Here is a 20495-nt window from a genome sequence, read left to right as displayed (position 1 = left end):
TTGCCGGACGGAAAAACGACACGCCGAACGTTGTTTAAACGTTCGGCGTGTCGTTTGTTTTCATAACGCTTTTTATCATAACAGTGATTGGATACGGTCCTTGATTTTTCGCGTAACATCAGGATTATTCATCGTATACACATGGATGCCGTCGACGTCGTTGGCCAGAAGGTCGGCAATTTGGTCGATGGCATAGGCGATGCCGATATCCTGCATGGCGGTCGGGTCGTCGCCGTACGCGTCGATGGCACGGCGGAATTTTTGCGGCAGCGATGCGCCGCAAAGTGCGATCATCCGTTCGATTTGACTCTTGCTTGTAACCGGCATGATGCCGGCTTCAATCGGCGCGGTTATACCGGCAGCGGCGGTTCGCTCGCGAAAGCGGTAGAAGATGGTATTATCAAAGAACAGTTGAGATAAAAATTTGCCGGCGCCGGCTGCTTCTTTTTCCTTCATATAATGAATGTCGTCGTCAAGGCTGGTAGCCTGAAGGTGCCCCTCAGGATAGCAGGCGGCGGCAATGTTGAATTCATCGCCTGTTTGTTCTTTGATGAAGCGGATCAGATCAATGGCGTGAGGAAAGACGGCGGCCGGTTCAAGTCCGGGAACGCTGTCGCCGCGGAGCGCCAGGAGATTGGTAATACGCCGTTGGCGATAATCATTGAGTACGGCAAGTACCTCTGCGGCGGTCAGGTTTAGGCAAGTCAGGTGGGGGACGGCGGTCAGCTTGCAGTCGGTTATGATTTTTTCTGCGACTTCCGCTGTTCGCGTTCCGCCTTGCCCGTTGGCACCGCAGGTGACGCTGATGAAATCGGGCTTTAATTCGCTCAGTTCACGCAGGACGGCGATCATCGGTTCAAGCGGCGAAGCCGCTTTGGGCGGGAAGACTTCAAGAGAAAATGTTTTTCTGTCAGGAAATGAGGGGCTGGCGGTCATAGGCTGTCTCCTTTATGATGAATTGAAACGACTGATTGTATGTACAGTATGAAAGAAAGACCGGAATTTTTCAAGAGAATTCCGGTCTTTCTGCGGCGCGTTAGAAACTCGGTAAAATGGCTCCCTGGTATTTGTCTTCAATGAATTTTTTCACTTCCGGAGACTGGAGCGCTTTGATCAATTTCTGGATTTCCGGCCGCGATTCATCGCCTGCGCGGATTGCCAGAATATTGGCGTACGGCGAATCCTTGGATTCCAGGAAAAGGGCGTCTTTCAGCGGATTCAAACCGGCTTCCATGGCGAAATTCGTATTGATAACGGCAATGTCGACATCGTCGAGGGAGCGGGGAACTTGTGCGGCTTCAAGTTCAAGGAATTGGAGATTTTTGTCGTTGCCGACGATATCTTGCACTGTAGACGCAATGTTGCCGCCGTCTTTCAAGGTAATCAATCCGGCGCTTTGCAGAATGAGGAGCGCGCGGCCGCCATTGGACGGGTCGTTAGGAATGGCCACCTTGCCGCCTTGCGGTACGTCTTTCAGATCCTTGATCTTATGGGAATACACGCCCATCGGTTCGACGTGGACTTTTCCGGCTGAGACGAGTTTTGTGCCGTGTTCGCTGTTGAATTTATCCATAAACGGCACGTGCTGATGGAACGTTGCATCGAGTTCGCCGTCGGCCAACGCCAGATTCGGTTTGACATAGTCCATAAATTCAACGATTTTCAAATCGATGCCTTCTTTAGCCAGAAGCGGTTTGATTTCATTCAGGATTTCGCTGTGCGGTACCGGTGTGGCGCCGACGGTGATCGTCGTATTCTTCGTGCTTTCCGTACCGCCTGCCGGTGTGCTGCTGCCGCAGCCGCCTGCTAATACTGCCAACGACAGAAGTGCTGCCGTCGCTAATAAAGATAATTTTTTGAAATGGTTCATTTAACGGATTCCCCCTTTGGTAATGTATAGCGGAAGTCAATAAAAAAGCCTCTTTCCGAAAGAAGAAAGAGGGTACCGTTTCTTTATCTCTCGGAATTGCTTCCGCAGGAATTGGCACCGTATTACCGGTTGCCGGGCTTCATAGGGCCAGTCCCTCCGCCACTCTGGATAAAATGTATGAACTTGTTCGCTTGTCATTCTACTAGGAAAAGGAATCATTGTCAAGAAAGAGGATAGATTTTTTGCGGCAAAATTGTAGACGCGGAGAAATCCCTGTGCTATTCTGAAAAGACATGAATGATGAGGAGGAACGAATGATGGAAGTATTGCACGAGTCCTTTGTGAGAGACTGCATTCATATGGCGGAAGAAGCGAATCAGCGCGGCTGGCATGAACGAAACGGCGGTAATCTCAGCTATCGTTTAACGGCGGCGGAAGCGGCTGCTTGCCGTGCGGGCTTCGGTACGAAACGGAACTGGCTGCCTTTGACGATGCCGCTTCCGGTGTTGGGCGGCGATTTCTTTCTTCTTACGGGCAGCGGCAAATACATGAGCAAGGTTGCTGCCGCTCCGGAAGAGTGCCTCGGCATTATTGAGCTGGCAGCCGACGGCGGCAGCTATGCCGTCCGTTGGGGGCTGGAAAAGGGCGGTAACGTGACCAGTGAGCTGCCGACGCACCTTCGGACACAGGCGTTGAAGAAGAGACGGGATGCAAGTCGCAACCGCATTGTTTACCATGCGCATCCGGCAAATCTGATCGCCTTGACGTTCGTCGTTCCCATTGACGATGCCGCCATTACGAGGGAACTGTGGGAAGCGGATATTGAAAATCCCCTCGTTTTTCCCGAAGGTATCGGTATCGTACCTTGGATGGTGCCCGGCAGCGAAGCGGTGGCGACGGCGACGTTGGCGAAAATGGAGCGATATCGGGCTGTCATCTGGGCGCATCACGGCACCTTCGTTTGCGGTGACGATTTTGATGACGCTTTCGGATTAATGGATTCGCTGGAAAAAGCGGCGTCCATTTGTGTGAAAATCCGCGCTATGGGCGGCAAACGGCAGGCGATGACGAATCAGAACTTGTCGGATCTGGCGGCGGCCTTCGGCCTGGTTCTACACGAAGGCGCATTGCGGCTAGGGGAAGAGACGTCAAAAGGGAAGACGTAAGGGCCGTGCCTTTTCCGCCGTTTTTGCGCGGAACAACTATGATGGTGTGCCGACGGCATTTGCAGGCATGTTTTGCCGTACAAAAAGATGCCCGTCCGTTGCTTGACAAGAACAGAGTGTGCAGTATATAATACTGTCCAAACATAAATACCAGATCGATGAACGAAACGAGTATATCCGAGTGGGGCAGTTACAGCGAGCTGATGGCAGTGGAAGTTCAGCACGGACCGGCGGGTAGAATGGATTCGGGAGATGCGGCCTGAACGATGTTTCCAGTAGGGTGCGCCGGTGTAGTTCCATCGCTATCAAAGAACCTTGTATCGCTTAGGCCGTACAAGTGAGCCGGGCATGGAACATGCCAATTGGGGTGGCACCGCGGAATGACAACCTTTCGTCCCTTTTTTGAGGGACGAAAGGTTTTTTTTTGTATGCAAAAGGGGAGAAAAACGCGATGTTGGAAATGAGAGATGTAAGTTTTTCCTATGACAATACGGCAACCGTGTTGGAGCATATTGATCTGCAAATCGGTACCGGGGAGTTCATCGGACTCGGAGGGCGGAACGGCTGCGGTAAGACAACGGTAACGCGTCTTCTCATGGGACTGGAAAAGCCGACAACAGGAAAGATCTGCTTGGACGGCAAAGATATTACGGCTGCCGATGCGGCGCAGCGCAGCCGTTACATGGGGTATGTCTTCCAACGGCCGGAGCGGCAAATGTTTCGCGCTACCGTAGCCGCCGAAGTAGCTTACGGGCCTCAGCAGCTGGGGTTGCGGGGTGAGGCGGTGCGGGAGGCGGTTGCCGCCGCTCTGGCGGCAACAAATCTGACGACTCTGGCCGAGTCGTATCCGCCGAATCTGAATCGCGGTGAAAAGCAGCGGGTAGCCATTGCGTCGGCGCTCGCCATGAAAACGAACTATATTATCCTTGATGAACCGACGAGCGGGCAGGACAGCGCCGACAAGGACCGGCTCATGCAGTTGTTGACGGCATTAAACCGGCAGGGGATTACGATCCTCCTGATCACGCATGATATGGACATATTGGCGGCATACTGTCACCGCGTCCTGGTTATCGGCAGGAAAACCAAGGTCTTTGACGGTACGCCGGAAGAATTGTTTACGCGGCGTGACGATCTGTATGATTTGGGCCTGGCCAGGCCGGAAGCGGTAACGCTTTCGCTGGCCCTGCCGGGCATGCCCTACTGTGCGACGATGGATGCCTTTAAGGATGCGTTGCTGAAGCGATTGGGAGGGGAAAAAGCATGTTGAAAAAATTGGTGCCTTTGACGAAATTAACGGGGACGCTGGCATTTTCATTCTGGGCTTTAGTCCTGTATCAGCCGCTGCCGCTGGTCATTCTGGTGCTCGTTGAAGTGGCGATATTGGCGAGCTGCGGTACTTTCGGCCGTAATGGCAAAGCATTGTTCAGTCTTTGTATCTTTGCCGTGTTTCTCGGTCTCGTGCAGCTTCTTGGCGGCGGTTCCGTTACCTCCGCGTACGTTACGGGGCTGCGCATGCTGGCGATGACCGTCGTCTTTATTATCTTGTTGACAACGACGCGCTTGCAGGATTTGACGGCGGCGCTGGTCAAGCAGATCAGAATCCCCTATGAATATGCTTTTATGTTTACGGCCGCGCTGCGTTTCGTGCCCGATTTCATTGCCGAAAGCAAGGCGGTGCAGGAGGCGCAGGCCTGTCGCGGCTTATCTACCAAGGGGAATATTTTTAAAAAGTTGAAAAACTATATGTCCGTCATTCAGCCGCTCATGCTGAAATCGCTGGGGCGGTCGGAAACGATGGCGCTCAGTTTGGAACTGCGGGCGTTTGGCAGCAGTGAACACAGCTTTGTGGCCAATGTCAAGCCGAAGGGAACCGACCGGTTGTTGATTCTTGGCATGATCGTCATCAGCATTATATTGGTATACAGCCGCATCAACGGCCTTATGGCGTAAGGGGGAAGCACAGTGAAAAAGGTAGAGAATATTGCTGCTTTGGAATTTCATCACCGGCAGGGAGGGCAATTTCGCTGGATCACGATCACGACTTTGATGCTGGCCATCGGCACGATCCTTCATCTCGTATCTCCCAGTGTGGCCGGCATTACGCCGAACTGGACGATCGCAACGTATTGCGTTGCCATTTGTCTGACCAAGCCGTCATACAAACAGGCCGTCGGCATCGGCCTTGTTGCCGCGCTCGTCAATGTCCTGACCTCGAAATCGGGATTTCCTTACGGCAATCTGATCAGTGAACCGATAGGGGCGGTGGCTTGTGCCGTTGTTGTCAAAAATTTTTCGTTCATTAAATTTAAGGGCCATTCCTGTTTGCCTGTGCTGACCGGGTTCATTGCCACCTGTCTCAGCGGCGGCGCTTTTGTCACAATACTGAAATTCGTCATGAACCTGCCGACTGTCGTATATCTCACGGGGATGCTTCCGCTAGTGGCTGTTATCGGTCTTCTAAATGCTGTCGTCACGCCGCTTATGTACTTTCCGGCGTTGCGGCTGTTCGTTTCCCGCGGTTATTTGGATTCTCTTGAAGAGCGGACGGTCACGTCCGATCACAGCGAGTATGACTTGCAGCCCGCTTCGGATGCCTTGCTGTCTGTTGAACATTTGACGTATATTTATAATAAGCGGAAGAAGCCTGTGCTGCAGGACGTGAGCCTGACAGTACAAAAAGGCGACTTTCTCGTCCTTACCGGGGAGAGCGGCAGCGGCAAAAGTTCGCTCTGCATGGCCCTTACCGGCGCAATACCGCACTATTTCGGCGGTGTCATGAAAGGGATGGTCTATGTAAAAGGAAAAGCGACGACACAGACGACGATTTCCGAATTGGCAGGCAGCGTCGGCACGATGCTCGACGATTATGACAGCCAGCTCGTTTCCATGACTGTCGAGGAAGAAATTGCCTTCAGTCTGGAGAATAAAGGGGAAGCGCCGGAAAAAATCGAAGCGGCTATTACGGAATCGCTGGCTAAAGTGGGACTCAGTGATTATCGCAAGCGCCTGCTGACGAATCTTTCCGGCGGTCAGCGGCAGCGTCTCGTTATTGCCGGCGTGTTGGCGACGAATCCGGAAATACTCATCTTTGATGAACCGACGTCGGCGTTGGATCCGGAAGGAACGCATGCTTTCTATGAACTGATCCACGATTTGAACGCAACGTACGGGCATACGGTCATCGTCGTCGAGCATACGTTGGAAGCGGTTTTGCCGTATGCCAATCGATTGGCTCTTCTGCACGAAGGAAAGCTTCTTTGTGACGGCGATTTGGAAACGACCTTGCGGTACATGTATGAGCACGACGTTTATAAACGTGCGATTCCCCAAGTCTTTGCCTGTCAGCGTGATCTGGAAAAGGCCGGTTATCGGATGCCGTCTACCTGGCTTTCTACGGAAGCGGCGCTGCAGGATCTGAAACAGTATGCATAGTTTTTGGGCAGGGGGCCGTACGGCAGTCCTGCCTTTTTGCGCAAAAGAGAGGGAGAAGAATGGATCTTCTATGTCTTGGCGACAGTCTGACCTACGGCTATCCCGGAGTACCGGCTGACAGTTGGCCGGCTCTGGTTGCACGGCATTTGGGTCTGACTGTCGCCAACCGCGGTGTCTGCGGCGAAACGACGCAGGATATTCGACTGCGACTTCCGGCTGCATTGGCAGAACTGCCTGGCGCCGTTTTTCTGATGGGCGGTTCCAACGATGTGTTGCAGGATATTGCTTTGACAGAGACAGAAAAACATATGCTGGCCATGATAGACATGGTGCAGGCCAGGGCATTGCCGCTTATCGTCGGGATTCCGCCGCTGACTTTGGCGGAAAGCGTTTACTTCGGCTGGCAAGCGCCGGCAGCCGTTGCGGCTCATCAGGCGGCGCTGACTGCATATGGTCGGTGGATCAAAGAAGAAGGCGGCAGACGGGGCTTGGGAATCGTTGATTTTGCCGCCGTGTTAGCAGGCAGCAAGGGATTGTACGCCGATGGTGTGCATCCCAATCAACGGGGATATGCAGCCTTTGCGGCGGCCGCCATTCCCGTTATTGCCGACCTCACAAGAAGAGAAAAGGGACGTCGGCTGCGTTCTGACCGCGTTAACCATTGCGTTGAATAATCTGCGGCCATGACTGTCGGCTGCTGCCGTCGGCAGTCTGTTTACTGGTTTGACGATGGAAACAGTATTATATATAATATGTTCAATAACTAAGTAAAGTTTACTGATCTGTAAAGGAGCGTTTGACCTATGAATATTATTGATGAATTGGCTTGGCGCGGCGCGGTCAACCAGATGAGCGACGAAGAAGGGTTACGGCAATTGACGGAGGAAAAAAGCGTTTCACTGTATTGCGGTGTTGACCCGACCGGCGACAGCATGCATATCGGTCACTTGATTCCTTTTATGATGCTGAAGCGGTTTCAGCTGGCCGGTCATCATCCGTATATCGTCTTAGGTGTCGGGACAGGGGCGATCGGCGATCCCAGCGGCAGAAAGACGGAACGGCAGCTGCAGAGCTTGGAAAAGATTCAAGCAAACGGCGAAAAATTGAAGGCTCAGTTCATTCATCTGTTCGGCGAAGATTCCAATATATCTATCGTCAATAACTACGACTGGCTCTCGAAAATCGATCTCCTCGGTTTTCTGCGCGATTACGGCAAACTTTTCAGCGTCAATGTCATGCTCTCGAAGGAAGTCGTAGCCAGCCGTTTGGAAGCGGGTATCTCCTTTACGGAATTCACCTATCAGATCTTGCAGTCCGTCGACTTTGATCATCTCTTTACGGCCAATGATGTACAGCTGCAGATCGGCGGCGCCGATCAGTGGGGCAATATTACGGCCGGTATCGATATGATCCGCCGCATTCACGGGCCGGAAGCCAAGGCCTTTGCCTTGACGATCCCGCTGATGCTGAAAGCGGACGGCACGAAATTCGGCAAGACGGCAGGCGGAGCGATTTGGCTCGATCCGGAAAAGACGTCGCCCTTCGAATTTTATCAATTCTGGCTGAACCAGGATGACGCCGACGTTGTGAAATACTTGAAATACTTTACCTTCCTGTCGAAAGAAGAAATCGACAGCTTGGCGGCGGCCGTTGAAAAGGAACCGGAAAAGCGGTTGGCGCAGCGCCGTCTGGCGGAAGAGGTAACGACCTTCGTTCACAGTGCGGCAGCACTGAAAGAAGCGCAGCATATTACGGAAGCGCTCTACCACGGCAGCATTGCCGATCTGTCTTGCGGCGAACTGGAACAGGCCTTCGGCAAGATGCCGACTGTCACTGTCAGTGCCGATGAAAAGAACGTTGTCGACTGGCTTGTCGATTCAGCCATTTGTAAATCGAAACGACAGGCCCGCGAAGATGTGCAGAATGGGGCGATTACGATTAACGGCAACAAAATCACGTCCCTTGACGAAACCGTCGCGCCTCATAAGAATTCGGACGGCAAATTCGTTATCGTTCGTAAAGGAAAGAAAAACTATACGTTGGCACGAATTGAATAAAAAGTCAAGTACAATCGCATAAAATATTGTTGACGGAGCATAAATGCTGTGCTATAATAACTCATTGCAGAATGTCCAGTAGAGTGTGCATATACAGGGAGGAAGCACTTCCGTCAAGAAAAAATTAAGCAAGGTTCACGTTTTGACAGAGCCTTGCTTTTTTGTCGCTTTATGTCTGCAGTTGTCACACTGTATGATGGTTTATATTTATAAGGGGTGAAGTAACAGCATGTTCAAACCTGTGCAAGTAGGGAAACGGACTCGATACACGTACGCCAAGATCAACGAAGTCTTGAAGATGCCGCATTTGTTGGATTTGCAGATCAAATCTTACGAATGGTTCCTGGAAAAGGGACTGAAGGATATTTTTAAGGATATCTCACCGATTGAAGATGCGTCTGGTAACTTGTCGTTGTCCTTTGAAGACTTCAAATTGGGCGAACCGAAATATGACATTCGTGAGTGCAAAGCACGGGATACGACATATTCGGCACCGCTGCGCGTCCAAATTCGCCTGGTGAATCATGAAACGGGCGAAATTAAGGAACAAGAAGTGTTCATGGGCGATTTCCCGCTGATTACCGATACGGGCACGTTTATCATCAACGGCGCCGAACGTGTTATCGTCAGTCAGCTTGTCCGCTCGCCAGGTGTTTATTACGGCCGTGAAATAGACCCCATGGGTATCCGGCTTTACAGTTCCACGATTATTCCGAATCGCGGTGCCTGGATCGAATTGGAAACCGATGCCAATGATATCGTTTATGCCCGTATCGACAGGAACCGCAAGATTCCGGCGACCGTATTGATCCGCGCTCTGGGCTGGGGAACGAATGCCGATATATTGGATCTCTTTTACGATGATAAGCGGCTCATGGCGACGTTTGAGAAGGATACGACAGAGTCGCAGGATGAAGCTTTAGTGGAAATTTATAAAAAACTGCGTCCCGGAGAACCGCCGACAGTGGAAAGCGCGCGTAACCTCTTCGAAGGTCTTTTCTTCGATGCCCGCCGTTATGACATGGCCCGTGTCGGGCGCTATAAGGCCGGCAAGAAACTCGGCTGGGAACGCCGCCTGTTCGGTCTGACCTTGCATGAACCGATCGTCAATGCCGAAACCGGCGAGGTGATTGTCGATGCTCATACGGAAATTGGCGCCGCCGAAGTACAGAAAATTAAAGATAGCGGCGTTTTTTCCGGTGACGGCTTAGTTTCCGCTTTCGTTGAAAAACAGGACGGCTCGACGTATAAAATTATTTGCAACAACAGTAATTTGCCTTACGGACATCGGACGATTACCCGTGAAGATATTATCGCCAATATTGATTATCTGCTGAATTTAATGGACGGATTCGGTAACGTCGACGACATTGATCATTTAGGAAATCGTCGTCTTCGCTGCGTCGGTGAATTGTTGCAAAACCAGTTCCGCATCGGTTTGACGCGAATGGAACGCGTTGTCCGCGAACGCATGACCGTGCAGGACACGGAAGCTATTACGCCGCAGGTACTGATCAATATCCGTCCCGTCGTCGCCGCGATCAAGGAGTTTTTCGGTTCCAGCCAGCTGTCGCAGTTTATGGACCAGACCAATCCCTTGGCGGAATTGACCCATAAGCGCCGTCTCAGCGCGCTCGGGCCCGGCGGCTTATCGCGTGAACGTGCTGGCTTCGAAGTCCGTGACGTGCATCATTCGCACTACGGTCGCATGTGCCCTGTAGAAACGCCGGAAGGCCCCAATATCGGCCTGATTTCTTCTCTGGCCTGCTTTGGCAAGGTCAATGAGTTCGGCTTTATTGAAGCGCCGTACCGCCGTGTCGACAAAGAGACGCATGTGGTCACGAATGACGTGCATTACATTACGGCCGATGAAGAAGAACAATATATTATTGCGCAGGCCAACGAACCGCTGACGGAGGACGGCCTTTTTGCCAACGAACGCGTTGCCTGCCGTCACGGTGAAGCAGTTTTGGAAGTACGTCGCGATCATGTCGATTTTATGGACGTATCGCCGAAAGAAGTCGTGTCCGTCGGTACGTCGATGATTCCGTTCCTGGAAAACGATGACGCCAACCGTGCGCTCATGGGCGCGAACATGCAGCGGCAAGCTGTGCCGTTGCTGCGTACGCAGGCGCCCCTTGTCGGTACCGGTATGGAATATAAGGCGGCTTGCGATTCAGGGGTCTGCATTCTGGCTAAACATGCCGGGGTCATCAGCCGTGTTACGGCCGATGAGATTGTCGTTACTGCCGATACCGGCGAACGCGATACGTACAAGCTGATCAAATTCATGCGTTCCAACCAGAGCACGTGTATTAATCAGCATCCGTTGGTCTATAAAGGGGAACGCGTTGAAGCCGGTCAGGTCCTTGCCGACGGCATGGCGACTGATGGCGGCGAATTGGCGCTCGGTTATAACATTCTCGTCGCGTATATGCCTTGGGAAGGGTATAATTATGAAGATGCCGTTCTGCTCAGCGAATATTTGCCGAAAAATGACTTGTATACGTCCATTCATATTGAAGAATACGAATGTGATGCCCGCGATACCAAATTAGGCGCCGAAGAAATTACCCGCGAAATTCCGAATGTCAGTGAAGACAGCACAAAAAATCTTGACGAACAGGGGATCATCATGATCGGTGCCGATGTGTACCCCGGTGATGTTCTCGTCGGAAAGGTAACGCCGAAAGGGGAGACGGAACTGACACCGGAAGAACGGCTTTTGCGGGCTATTTTCGGTGATAAAGAACGGGAAGTCCGCGACACGTCGCTCCGTGTGCCGCACGGTGAATCGGGCAAGATCGTCGACGTTCGCGTCTTTTCTCGTGAAAACAACGACGAACTGCCGCCGGGAGTTAATCACCTGGTCCGCGTCTACATTGCACAGAAGCGGAAGATTCATGAAGGTGACAAAATGTCGGGCCGCCATGGCAATAAAGGCGTTGTATCCCGTGTTATGCGGCAAGAAGACATGCCGTTTTTGCCGGACGGCACACCGGTTCAGATCGTCTTGAACCCTTTGGGCGTACCGTCTCGTATGAATATCGGGCAGATCCTGGAGACGCATCTGGGATGGGCTATGCACGAAATCGGCCTGCAGATCATGAACCCCGATGAAAAGCTTCGGGAAGAATTGAAAAAACGACTCGGCGCGGCCGGCTATGACTTCGACACTTACGGTATGCCGCAGCCGGATCAGGCAGGGATTCACATTGCCACGCCTGTATTTGACGGCGCCAGTGCGGAAGATGTCTTTGAAGCGCTGCGCATTGCCAGCCTTCCTGATGACGGTAAATCCGTGCTTTATGACGGCCGCACGGGAGAACCGATGGATCGTCGCGTTACCGTCGGCTACACGTACTTCCTGAAGCTGCATCATCTTGTCGACGATAAGATCCACGCCCGTTCGACAGGTCCGTACTCCCTGGTCACGCAGCAGCCTCTTGGGGGCAAGGCGCAATTCGGCGGCCAGCGTTTCGGGGAAATGGAAGTTTGGGCGCTGGAAGCGTACGGCGCAGCGTATACATTACAGGAAATGTTGACCGTGAAATCTGACGATGTTGTCGGTCGTGTCAAGGCCTATGAAAAGATTGTTAAAGGTGAAAATATACCGGAACCTGGCGTCCCTGAATCCTTTAAGGTCCTCCTCAAAGAATTGCAGGCCATCGGCTTGGACGTGCAAATTCTTAATGAAGACAGTGAAGAAGTCGTTATTAAGGAATTGGACGATGAAGATGATATGGAACCGGAACAGAATGATGACCTGCGTCATGTCATGGAAGGGGATGTCAGTGTCGATCCGATGGCTGCCGACATCGGAGAAACTGCCGATGAAGAGGCGGAACCGATCAATAACGGCGGCGAAGATGATTTGATCGCCATGAACTACGATGATATCACTGCTGACGGAACCGGTGAGAATGAAGATGACTAAGTGCAGGAATTGAGAAGGGAGCGGTATTAGTGCTGGATGTGAATGAATTTGATTCCATGCGAATCGGTCTGGCTTCGCCGGAGAAAATTCTGGAATGGTCGCACGGAGAGGTAAAGAAGCCGGAAACGATCAATTACCGTACGTTGAAACCGGAACGGGACGGTCTCTTTTGTGAACGTATCTTCGGGCCAACTAAAGACTGGGAATGCCATTGCGGTAAATATAAACGCATTCGCTATAAAGGTGTCGTCTGTGATCGTTGCGGCGTTGAAGTTACCCGCGCCAAAGTTCGCCGCGAACGGATGGGACACATTCAGTTGGCAACGCCTGTTTCGCATATTTGGTATTTTAAGGGCATTCCGAGCCGTATGGGGCTGATCTTGGATATTTCGCCCCGGTCCTTGGAAAAAGTACTCTATTTTGCTTCGTACGTCGTTCTTGACCCTGGCGATACGCCGTTGGCGAAGAAGCAGCTGCTGACGGAAACGGAGTATCGTCAATATCTCGATATGTATGGCGAAAAATTCCGTGTCGGCATGGGCGCCGCAGCCGTAAAAGAGTTGCTGCAGGAACTCGATTTGGAAGAACTGAACAAAGAGCTGCGCGAAGAATTGCGTGATTCATCGGGCCAACGCCGTGTACGCGCTATTCGGCGTTTGGAAGTCGTCGAAGCGTTCCGGCATTCCGGCAATAAGCCGGAGTGGATGGTTATGGATGTGATTCCTGTCATTCCTCCTGAACTTCGTCCGATGGTGCAGCTCGACGGCGGGCGTTTTGCGACGTCCGACCTGAATGATTTATACCGCCGTGTCATCAATCGCAACAATCGCTTGAGCCGTCTTTTGGAACTGGGAGCGCCGGATATTATCGTGCGCAATGAAAAGAGAATGCTTCAAGAAGCCGTTGACGCTTTGATTGATAACGGCCGTCGCGGCCGCCCCGTTACGGGCCCCGGCAACAGAGCCTTGAAGTCCTTGTCAGATATGCTCAAAGGGAAGCAGGGCCGTTTCCGTCAGAACTTACTGGGAAAACGTGTCGACTATTCAGGCCGTTCCGTTATCGTTGTCGGGCCGGAATTGAAAATGCACCAGTGCGGCTTGCCGAAGGAAATGGCATTGGAACTGTTCAAACCTTTTGTCATGAAAAAACTGGTGGAAAAGGGTTTGGCTACAAATATCAAGAATGCCAAAAAGAAAGTAGAACGCGTAACGAATGAAGTTTGGGATGTATTGGAAGGCGTTATCAAAGAGCATCCGGTTCTGCTGAATCGTGCGCCGACGTTGCATCGACTGGGGATCCAGGCTTTTGAACCGATTCTCTGGGAAGGACGCGCCATTAAACTCCACCCGTTGGTTTGTACGGCGTACAATGCCGACTTTGACGGCGACCAAATGGCGTGCCATTTGCCGCTTTCTGTTGAAGCGCAGTCCGAAGCGCGGACGTTGATGCTTTCGGCGCACAATATCCTTGCTCCGAAAGACGGCAAACCGGTTGCCGTACCGACGCAGGATATGGTTCTCGGCGCCTATTATTTGACGCTGGTCAAGCCCGGCGCCGTCGGTGAAGGAAAACTCTTTGCCAACTATGATGAAGTCATGTTGGCTTATGATGCCAAGGCTATCGATATTGACGCGTTGATCAAGGTGCGCATTCCCGAGCACGGGTTGATTGAAACGACGGCCGGCCGCCTGCTGTACAATTATCAGTTGTATAAGGAACTTCGCCTCTATCACACGGATCAGGTTATGGTGTTCTCCGATCCGGCGGATACGCTGTTTGCTTACGAAAATAATCTGATTACGTCGGATCATTTGATTAAGATCAAAAACGAAGACGGCCGTGTCCTTGATTACGGCTTTGCCGAACTTAAGGAAACGTTCGGCGTCGATCTTCTCGCAACGCGTCCGTTGCCGCCCCGTAAGGTTGACAGCGCGGCTGTCGCGGCTTTTAAAGAGGGCAAAGAATATGTCGCCGTCGACTGCCTCGGCGTCTTAATGAATAAAAAGCAGATCGGTAAGCTTGTCGATGCCTGTTTCCATCTCGTCGGCAACACGGATACGGCAGAACTGCTCGACCGCATTAAGAATATCGGCTATCACTATGCACGACAGGCCGGTATGTCCATTGCCATTTCGGATATCCAGGTGCCGTCCGAAAAGAAGGCGATTCTTGACACGGCCGATGCGCAGGTACAAAATGTCAATAAAATGTTTATGCGCGGCCTGATTACGGAAGACGAACGGTATCGTAAGACCATTTCCCTCTGGGAAAAGGCAACTGATGACGTTACGGAAGCCATGATGGATAATATGGATTCCTTTAATTCAATCTTTATGATGGCCGATTCCGGTGCCCGCGGTAATAAACAGCAGATTCGTCAGGTTGCCGGCATGCGAGGCCTGATGGCCGACCCGTCCGGTCGTATTATCGATCTGCCGATCAAAGCGAACTTCCGCGAAGGGCTGTCCGTATTGGATTACTTTACATCCAGTCACGGCGCGCGCAAGGGGTTGGCCGATACGGCTCTGCGTACGGCGGACTCCGGTTACTTGACACGGCGGCTGGTCGACGTGTCGCAAGACGTCATTGTGCGTGAAGACGATTGTGACGTGTTCGGACTTGATCTGGTTCGGGAACGGGCGCGCTTGGCCGGCTCCTGCCGCCAGGCGGTGGCGCTTTTGCGAGAAAAATTGATCGGCCGTGTCCTGGCCAGAGAGGTTGTCGATCCGGAGACGGGAGAAACCGTTTTCCCGCTGGAACACATCCTGACAACAGATGATATGGACACGATCGTGGCGCATAAGATACCGAAGCTTTCGCTGCGAGGCAGTCAGATGGACATCAATGACGACATGAATCATACGAACGTCATTGAAAATGTCATGCTCGGCGCGCCGGAAGAAAGCATTCGCGCTTCGTTGCGTCAGGCAATGGTGGAAAACATGCTGGCCAAAACGGTCGAAAAGGCCGTTATCGATACTCGCGGCATCGAAATCTGCCCTGCAGGTACGCCGCTTACGGAAGATGCTATTGAACGAATCCTTTCCAGCGATGTGGCGGAGGTAAAAGTCCGCAATAATGATATTCGCGGCGTTGAAGTGACGGCTATCGTTGAAGGAGACGGCGTTATCGAACCGCTTGAAGATCGGATTGTCGGCCGTACGGCGGCGGAAACGCTGGTTAACTCCGATACGGGGGAAATCATCGTCCCCATTAATGAAGAGATTATGGAAGATGCCGCTAAAGAAGTGGTCAAATATTATGATAAAGTGCGGATTCGTTCCGTGCTCACCTGTCACAGCCGCTACGGCGTTTGCGCCAAGTGTTATGGCCGCGATCTCGGTACGGGCGGTAAGGTCAACGTCGGCGAATCGGTCGGTATCATCGCTGCCCAGTCCATCGGTGAACCGGGTACACAGCTGACGATGCGTACTTTCCATACAGGCGGCGTCGCTTCAGCCGGCGATATTACACAAGGTCTGCCTCGTGTCGAAGAACTGTTTGAAGCGCGTAAGCCGAAGGGCAATGCCATCGTTACGGAAATCGACGGCGTCGTTTCCATTACGGACAAAGAAGACCATCAGGACATCCATATTGTTCACGTCATGGGAAAAGACGGTGACGAACGGAGTTACACAATTCTTTACGGTTCGCACATCGTTGTTCGCGAAGGCGACGTTATCGAGAAAGGCAGCCGTATTACGGCCGGATCCATCAATCCCCATGACATCCTTCGGATCCAGGGAGTGGAAGCGACGCAACGGTACTTGGTATATGAAGTACAGAAGGTATATAAGTCACAAGGCGTTGAGATCAACGATAAGCATATCGAAGTTATTGTGCGGCAAATGCTGCGCAAGATAAAGATTGAAGATGCCGGTGATTCCGATGTGTTGCCAGGCGACTATGTTGATGTCAATACGTATGAAGATGCGAACCGCCGCATCAAAAACGCCGACGGCAAGCCGGCGTTGGGCAAAGCGATACTCTTGGGGATCACGAAGGCCGCTTTGGCTACGGAATCGTTCCTTTCGGCGGCATCTTTCCAGGAAACGACGCGGGTTCTTACCGACGCGGCCATTAAAGGCAAGGTCGATCCGCTTCTCGGCTTGAAAGAAAACGTTATTATCGGGAAACTGATTCCTGCCGGTACCGGCATGAGCCGTTATCGCAAGGTCAAAGTAGTCAAACCGATTCCGCTTATTTCTTATGAATCTGAAGCGGGAACGGAAGAAATCTCTGAAGCAATGGAAAGCGCTGAATAAAGCGTTTTCGTTCTAAGAAACACCTCGGATGTCAATCGGCATTCGAGGTGTTTTTTATATCAATATATCCATTTTAAGAAACGCATGGACAGGCCGCCACAGTCGGGCGCGCCTTATAGAAGAAAGGATAAGATACGCAGGGAACTGTGTAATCATGAATATGATGGGCATGCAGTTTTTTTTGGAAATCAATTGACATATATGGGGCGGAATGCTAAAATGACTAAGTGTCGCAGTGTGTTCTCTGCGCCCAAATTACAGCGTAAGGAGTGATGTTTCGTGAGCCTGGACTTAAAAGCTGCGGCGAAGACGATCGGCGCCAAGCAGACTTTCAAAGCGATGAAGCGAAACGAAGTTACGCAGTTGTATCTGGCAAGCGACAGTGACCCCAATGTGATCTCGCCGCTTGAGAGCTATGCTGCAGAAGTCGGTATAGCCGTCGATAAATCGTATACGATGGAGGAACTCGGTGCGGCTTGCCGCATCAAGGTCAAGGCCGCCGCCGTCGGTTTATTGAAATAATTTCGGTAATATCATCTGTTCAGGGCCGGGCCCTGTTGATGATTACATTATAAATCTAATTGTTTGGAGAGGAGGTGCCCATATGCCAACAATCAGCCAATTGGTACGTAAAGGCCGTCAGGATTCCGTCTGCAAATCGACAGCGCCGGCTTTAAAAAACTGCCCGCAAAAACGCGGTGTCTGCACTCGTGTGTATACTGCCACACCGAAGAAGCCTAACTCTGCGCTGCGTAAAGTAGCTCGTGTACGCCTGACAAACGCTATCGAAGTGACTGCTTATATTCCCGGCATTGGTCACAATTTACAGGAACACAGTGTTGTTTTAATTCGTGGTGGTCGTGTCAAGGACCTTCCTGGTGTTCGTTATCATATCGTCCGCGGTGCTTTGGATACAGCCGGCGTTTCAGATCGTCGGCAGTCCCGTTCGAAGTACGGCGCCAAGAAAGCAAAATAAGATTTGCTTATGAACGATGAATTTGATGACCTGCATTTAAGGAGGAATTAGACATGCCAAGAAAAGGCCCTGTGCCGAAGCGCGATGTGCTGCCGGATCCGGTGTATCACTCGAAACTGGTTACGCGCTTCATTAATAAAGTAATGTTGGACGGTAAGAAAGGCGTTGCCGAAACGATCGTATACGACGCATTCGACATCATCCGTTCCAAAATGAACAAAGATCCCATGGAAGTTTTTGAACAGGCATTAAATAATGTTATGCCCGTATTGGAAGTGCGTGCCCGTCGTGTCGGCGGCGCAAACTACCAGGTTCCCGTTGAAGTGCGCGCCGACCGCCGTTTGTCTCTCGGTATCCGTTGGACCGTAGGCTATGCCCGTAAGCGCGGTGAACGCACGATGAAAGAAAAACTTGCCGCTGAATTGATGGACGCTTTCAACAATACAGGCGCTGCTATCAAGAAAAAAGAAGATACGCATAAGATGGCTGAAGCGAATAAAGCGTTTGCTCATTATCGTTGGTAATAGCTAATTATTAATAATTGAGGAGTGGAAATTATCGTGGCAAGAGAGTTTTCCTTGGAAAAAACGAGAAATATCGGTATTATGGCTCACATTGATGCCGGTAAAACCACGACGACAGAACGTATCCTTTTCTATACCGGACGTGTACATAAGATCGGTGAGGTTCATGACGGCGCCGCGACGATGGACTGGATGGCGCAGGAACAGGAACGCGGTATCACGATCACTTCGGCCGCGACAACGGCACAGTGGAAGGAACACCGTATCAATATCATCGATACGCCGGGGCACGTTGACTTTACTGTTGAAGTTGAACGTTCACTTCGCGTACTCGACGGATCTGTTGCCGTTTTCTCTGCAAAAGGCGGGGTAGAGCCGCAGTCTGAAACCGTATGGCGCCAGGCTGAACATTATAAGGTTCCCCGTATCGCTTTCATCAATAAAATGGACACGACAGGCGCTGACTTTTTGAACTGCGTGGAAATGATGAAAGACAGACTGCAGGCCAATGCCGTTGCAATCCAGCTGCCGATTGGTTCTGAAGCCGAATTTACCGGCATCATCGACCTGTTGACGATGAAAGCTGAAGTATATGGTGATGATCTCGGCAAACAAATTGATGTTGTTGAAATTCCCGATGACATGAAAGAAAAGGCTGAAGAATATCATCAGATCATGTTGGAAGCGGTTTGTGACACTGATGAAGAACTCATGATGAAATATCTTGAAGGCGAAGAAATCACGGTCGACGAACTGAAGAAGGCTATTCGTAAAGCCGTCGTATCAAATGCCATGTTCCCTGTTCTTTGCGGTTCCGCTTACAAGAACAAAGGAATTCAGATGCTCCTTGACGCTGTTGTCGACTATATGCCGTCGCCTCTTGATATTCCTCCCGTTTCCGGTACAAATCCGGATTCCGGTGAAGAAGATCACCGTAAAGCCGACGATAAAGAACCGTTTTCGGCTTTGGCCTTTAAGATCATGGCGGACCCCTTTGTCGGTAAGCTTGCTTTCTTCCGGATCTATTCCGGTACGCTGGAAGCCGGCACTTATGTGTACAATTCGACGAAGGGCAAAAAAGAACGTATCGGCCGTATCCTGCGCATGCACGCCAATCACCGTGAAGAAGTCGAAATCTCCTATACCGGTGATATCGGTGCTATTGTCGGGTTAAAAGACACGACGACTGGGGATACGCTTTGCGATGAAAAAAATCCGATTATCCTTGAAAAAATGGAATTCCCCGATCCGGTTATTTCTGTTGCCGTTGAGCCGAAAACGAAGGCTGACCAGGAAAAAATGGGTATCGCCTTATCCCGATTGGCTGAAGAAGATCCGACGTTCAAAGTCAAGACGGATGCCGAAACGGGTCAGACCATTATCTCCGGCATGGGCGAACTCCATTTGGATATTATCGTCGATCGCATGGCGCGCGAGTTCAAAGTAGATTGCAATGTCGGCAAGCCGCAGGTTGCTTATCGTGAAACGATTCGCAAGGAAGTCAAGGCTCGCGGCTTCTTCAAACGGCAATCCGGCGGCCGCGGTCAGTACGGTGACTGCTGGCTTGAATTGATTCCGCAGGAACAGGGCAAAGGGTACGAGTTTGAAAATAAAGTCGTCGGCGGCGCCATTCCTAAAGAATATATCAGCTCCGTTGAAGCCGGTGTTCGCGAAGCCATGGAAACGGGCGTCTTGTCCGGCTTCCCCATGGTGGATATTAAAGTCATCGTTTACGACGGCTCTTATCACGAAGTTGACTCATCGGAAATGGCCTTTAAGATCGCCGGCTCCATGGGCTTTAAAGAAGGTGCCCGAAAAGGGGAACCGGTTCTTCTCGAACCGTATACGAAGGTTGAAGTTGTCGTTCCTGAAGATTACATGGGCGACGTCATCGGCGATTTGAACTCCCGCCGCGGTCGGGTGGAAGGTATGGAAATGCGTTCCGGAGCAGAACATATCAACGCCTTCGTGCCGTTGGCTGAAATGTTCGGCTATGCAACGGATTTGCGTTCCCGCACGCAAGGCCGTGGTGTTTACACAATGACATTCGACCACTACGAAGAAGTTCCTAAAAATGTGGCTGAAAAAGTCATCAGTGATAAAGGCTAATAATTTTATTACATTATTGGAGGAATTTTAAAATGGCTAAAGAAAAATACGAAAGAACCAAACCGCATGTTAACATTGGAACGATCGGCCACGTAGACCATGGCAAAACGACATTAACGGCAGCAATTACCAAGGTATTGTCGAAGAAAGGCTTTG

Annotated in this window: 15 protein-coding genes and 1 riboswitch; of the genes, 13 read left to right on the top strand and 2 right to left on the bottom strand. The window is 51.4% G+C overall.

The genetic code is table 11. From position 1 onward, the window contains the following. Window positions 1-75: 75 nt before the first annotated feature. Both metF and C0977_RS10075 read right to left on the bottom strand, forming a co-directional pair. Window positions 76-936 carry a methylenetetrahydrofolate reductase [NAD(P)H] gene (metF, locus tag C0977_RS10080; RefSeq protein WP_101913296.1) on the bottom strand — a complete coding sequence of 287 codons (861 nt, stop codon included), beginning with the start codon at window positions 934-936 and terminating at the stop codon, window positions 76-78. A 100-nt stretch (window positions 937-1036) separates the two neighbouring features. Then, window positions 1037-1870, bottom strand: coding sequence for a MetQ/NlpA family ABC transporter substrate-binding protein (locus tag C0977_RS10075; RefSeq protein WP_101913295.1), 834 nt, complete (start codon window positions 1868-1870; stop codon window positions 1037-1039). A gap of 80 nt (window positions 1871-1950) precedes the next feature. Beyond that, window positions 1951-2045, bottom strand: a riboswitch (SAM riboswitch). A 139-nt stretch (window positions 2046-2184) separates the two neighbouring features. Here C0977_RS10075 and rhaD point away from each other — a divergent pair. From rhaD to C0977_RS10010, 13 genes are all read left to right on the top strand, one after another. Next, complete coding sequence (rhaD, locus tag C0977_RS10070; protein ID WP_234987644.1) at window positions 2185-3036, top strand: rhamnulose-1-phosphate aldolase; 852 nt, start codon at window positions 2185-2187, stop codon at window positions 3034-3036. 451 nt (window positions 3037-3487) lie between these two features. Next, a complete protein-coding gene (locus C0977_RS10065) occupies window positions 3488-4306 on the top strand; it encodes an energy-coupling factor ABC transporter ATP-binding protein (protein WP_101913293.1) in 819 nt (272 codons plus the stop codon). Further along, on the top strand, window positions 4303-4989 hold the full coding sequence (locus C0977_RS10060) for an energy-coupling factor transporter transmembrane component T (RefSeq protein WP_023053634.1): 687 nt from the start codon (window positions 4303-4305) through the stop codon (window positions 4987-4989). Before C0977_RS10065 ends, C0977_RS10060 begins: the two co-directional genes overlap by 4 nt. A 12-nt stretch (window positions 4990-5001) precedes the next feature. Then, window positions 5002-6471 (top strand): tryptophan transporter, encoded by a 1470-nt coding sequence (locus tag C0977_RS10055; protein ID WP_101913292.1) that lies wholly within the window; start codon window positions 5002-5004, stop codon window positions 6469-6471. 59 nt (window positions 6472-6530) lie between these two features. Further along, the gene (locus C0977_RS10050; RefSeq protein WP_101913291.1) at window positions 6531-7145 is read left to right on the top strand and encodes a GDSL-type esterase/lipase family protein; all 615 of its coding nucleotides are present in this window, start codon (window positions 6531-6533) and stop codon (window positions 7143-7145) included. A 129-nt stretch (window positions 7146-7274) separates the two neighbouring features. Continuing rightward, window positions 7275-8528: a tyrosine--tRNA ligase gene (gene tyrS / locus C0977_RS10045; RefSeq protein WP_101913290.1), complete on the top strand. Its 1254-nt coding sequence runs from the start codon at window positions 7275-7277 to the stop codon at window positions 8526-8528. A gap of 229 nt (window positions 8529-8757) precedes the next feature. Then, on the top strand, window positions 8758-12465 hold the full coding sequence (gene rpoB / locus C0977_RS10040) for a DNA-directed RNA polymerase subunit beta (protein ID WP_101913289.1): 3708 nt from the start codon (window positions 8758-8760) through the stop codon (window positions 12463-12465). A 56-nt stretch (window positions 12466-12521) separates the two neighbouring features. Beyond that, complete coding sequence (gene rpoC / locus C0977_RS10035; RefSeq protein ID WP_419177928.1) at window positions 12522-16730, top strand: DNA-directed RNA polymerase subunit beta'; 4209 nt, start codon at window positions 12522-12524, stop codon at window positions 16728-16730. Window positions 16731-17009: 279 nt separating this feature from the next. Continuing rightward, window positions 17010-17252 carry a ribosomal L7Ae/L30e/S12e/Gadd45 family protein gene (locus C0977_RS10030; RefSeq protein ID WP_023053651.1) on the top strand — a complete coding sequence of 81 codons (243 nt, stop codon included), beginning with the start codon at window positions 17010-17012 and terminating at the stop codon, window positions 17250-17252. A gap of 82 nt (window positions 17253-17334) precedes the next feature. Further along, window positions 17335-17706: a 30S ribosomal protein S12 gene (gene rpsL, locus C0977_RS10025; protein ID WP_023053658.1), complete on the top strand. Its 372-nt coding sequence runs from the start codon at window positions 17335-17337 to the stop codon at window positions 17704-17706. 53 nt (window positions 17707-17759) lie between these two features. Continuing rightward, window positions 17760-18230 carry a 30S ribosomal protein S7 gene (gene rpsG / locus C0977_RS10020; protein WP_023053645.1) on the top strand — a complete coding sequence of 157 codons (471 nt, stop codon included), beginning with the start codon at window positions 17760-17762 and terminating at the stop codon, window positions 18228-18230. Between the two features lie 36 nt (window positions 18231-18266). Beyond that, window positions 18267-20339 carry an elongation factor G gene (gene fusA / locus C0977_RS10015; RefSeq protein ID WP_023053641.1) on the top strand — a complete coding sequence of 691 codons (2073 nt, stop codon included), beginning with the start codon at window positions 18267-18269 and terminating at the stop codon, window positions 20337-20339. Between the two features lie 32 nt (window positions 20340-20371). Next, window positions 20372-20495 (top strand): GTP-binding protein (locus C0977_RS10010; RefSeq protein WP_234987620.1); only part of this gene is annotated, 124 nt, incomplete at its 3' end.

Source organism: Megasphaera vaginalis (ex Bordigoni et al. 2020), from assembly GCF_900240295.1.
Taxonomy (GTDB): Bacteria; Bacillota; Negativicutes; order Veillonellales; family Megasphaeraceae; genus Megasphaera; species Megasphaera vaginalis.
This window is presented reverse-complemented; position numbering and strand designations above follow the sequence as displayed.

Coding starts and splice junctions, on each gene's coding strand:
- rpsL (WP_023053658.1), top strand. CDS start 17,335: ATGCCAACAATCAGCCAATTGGTACGTAAAGGCCGTCAGGATTCCGTC.
- C0977_RS10075 (WP_101913295.1), bottom strand. CDS start 1,870: ATGAACCATTTCAAAAAATTATCTTTATTAGCGACGGCAGCACTTCTG.
- rpsG (WP_023053645.1), top strand. CDS start 17,760: ATGCCAAGAAAAGGCCCTGTGCCGAAGCGCGATGTGCTGCCGGATCCG.
- C0977_RS10065 (WP_101913293.1), top strand. CDS start 3,488: ATGTTGGAAATGAGAGATGTAAGTTTTTCCTATGACAATACGGCAACC.
- rpoB (WP_101913289.1), top strand. CDS start 8,758: ATGTTCAAACCTGTGCAAGTAGGGAAACGGACTCGATACACGTACGCC.
- rpoC (WP_419177928.1), top strand. CDS start 12,522: ATGCGAATCGGTCTGGCTTCGCCGGAGAAAATTCTGGAATGGTCGCAC.
- metF (WP_101913296.1), bottom strand. CDS start 936: ATGACCGCCAGCCCCTCATTTCCTGACAGAAAAACATTTTCTCTTGAA.
- C0977_RS10050 (WP_101913291.1), top strand. CDS start 6,531: ATGGATCTTCTATGTCTTGGCGACAGTCTGACCTACGGCTATCCCGGA.
- tyrS (WP_101913290.1), top strand. CDS start 7,275: ATGAATATTATTGATGAATTGGCTTGGCGCGGCGCGGTCAACCAGATG.
- rhaD (WP_234987644.1), top strand. CDS start 2,185: ATGATGGAAGTATTGCACGAGTCCTTTGTGAGAGACTGCATTCATATG.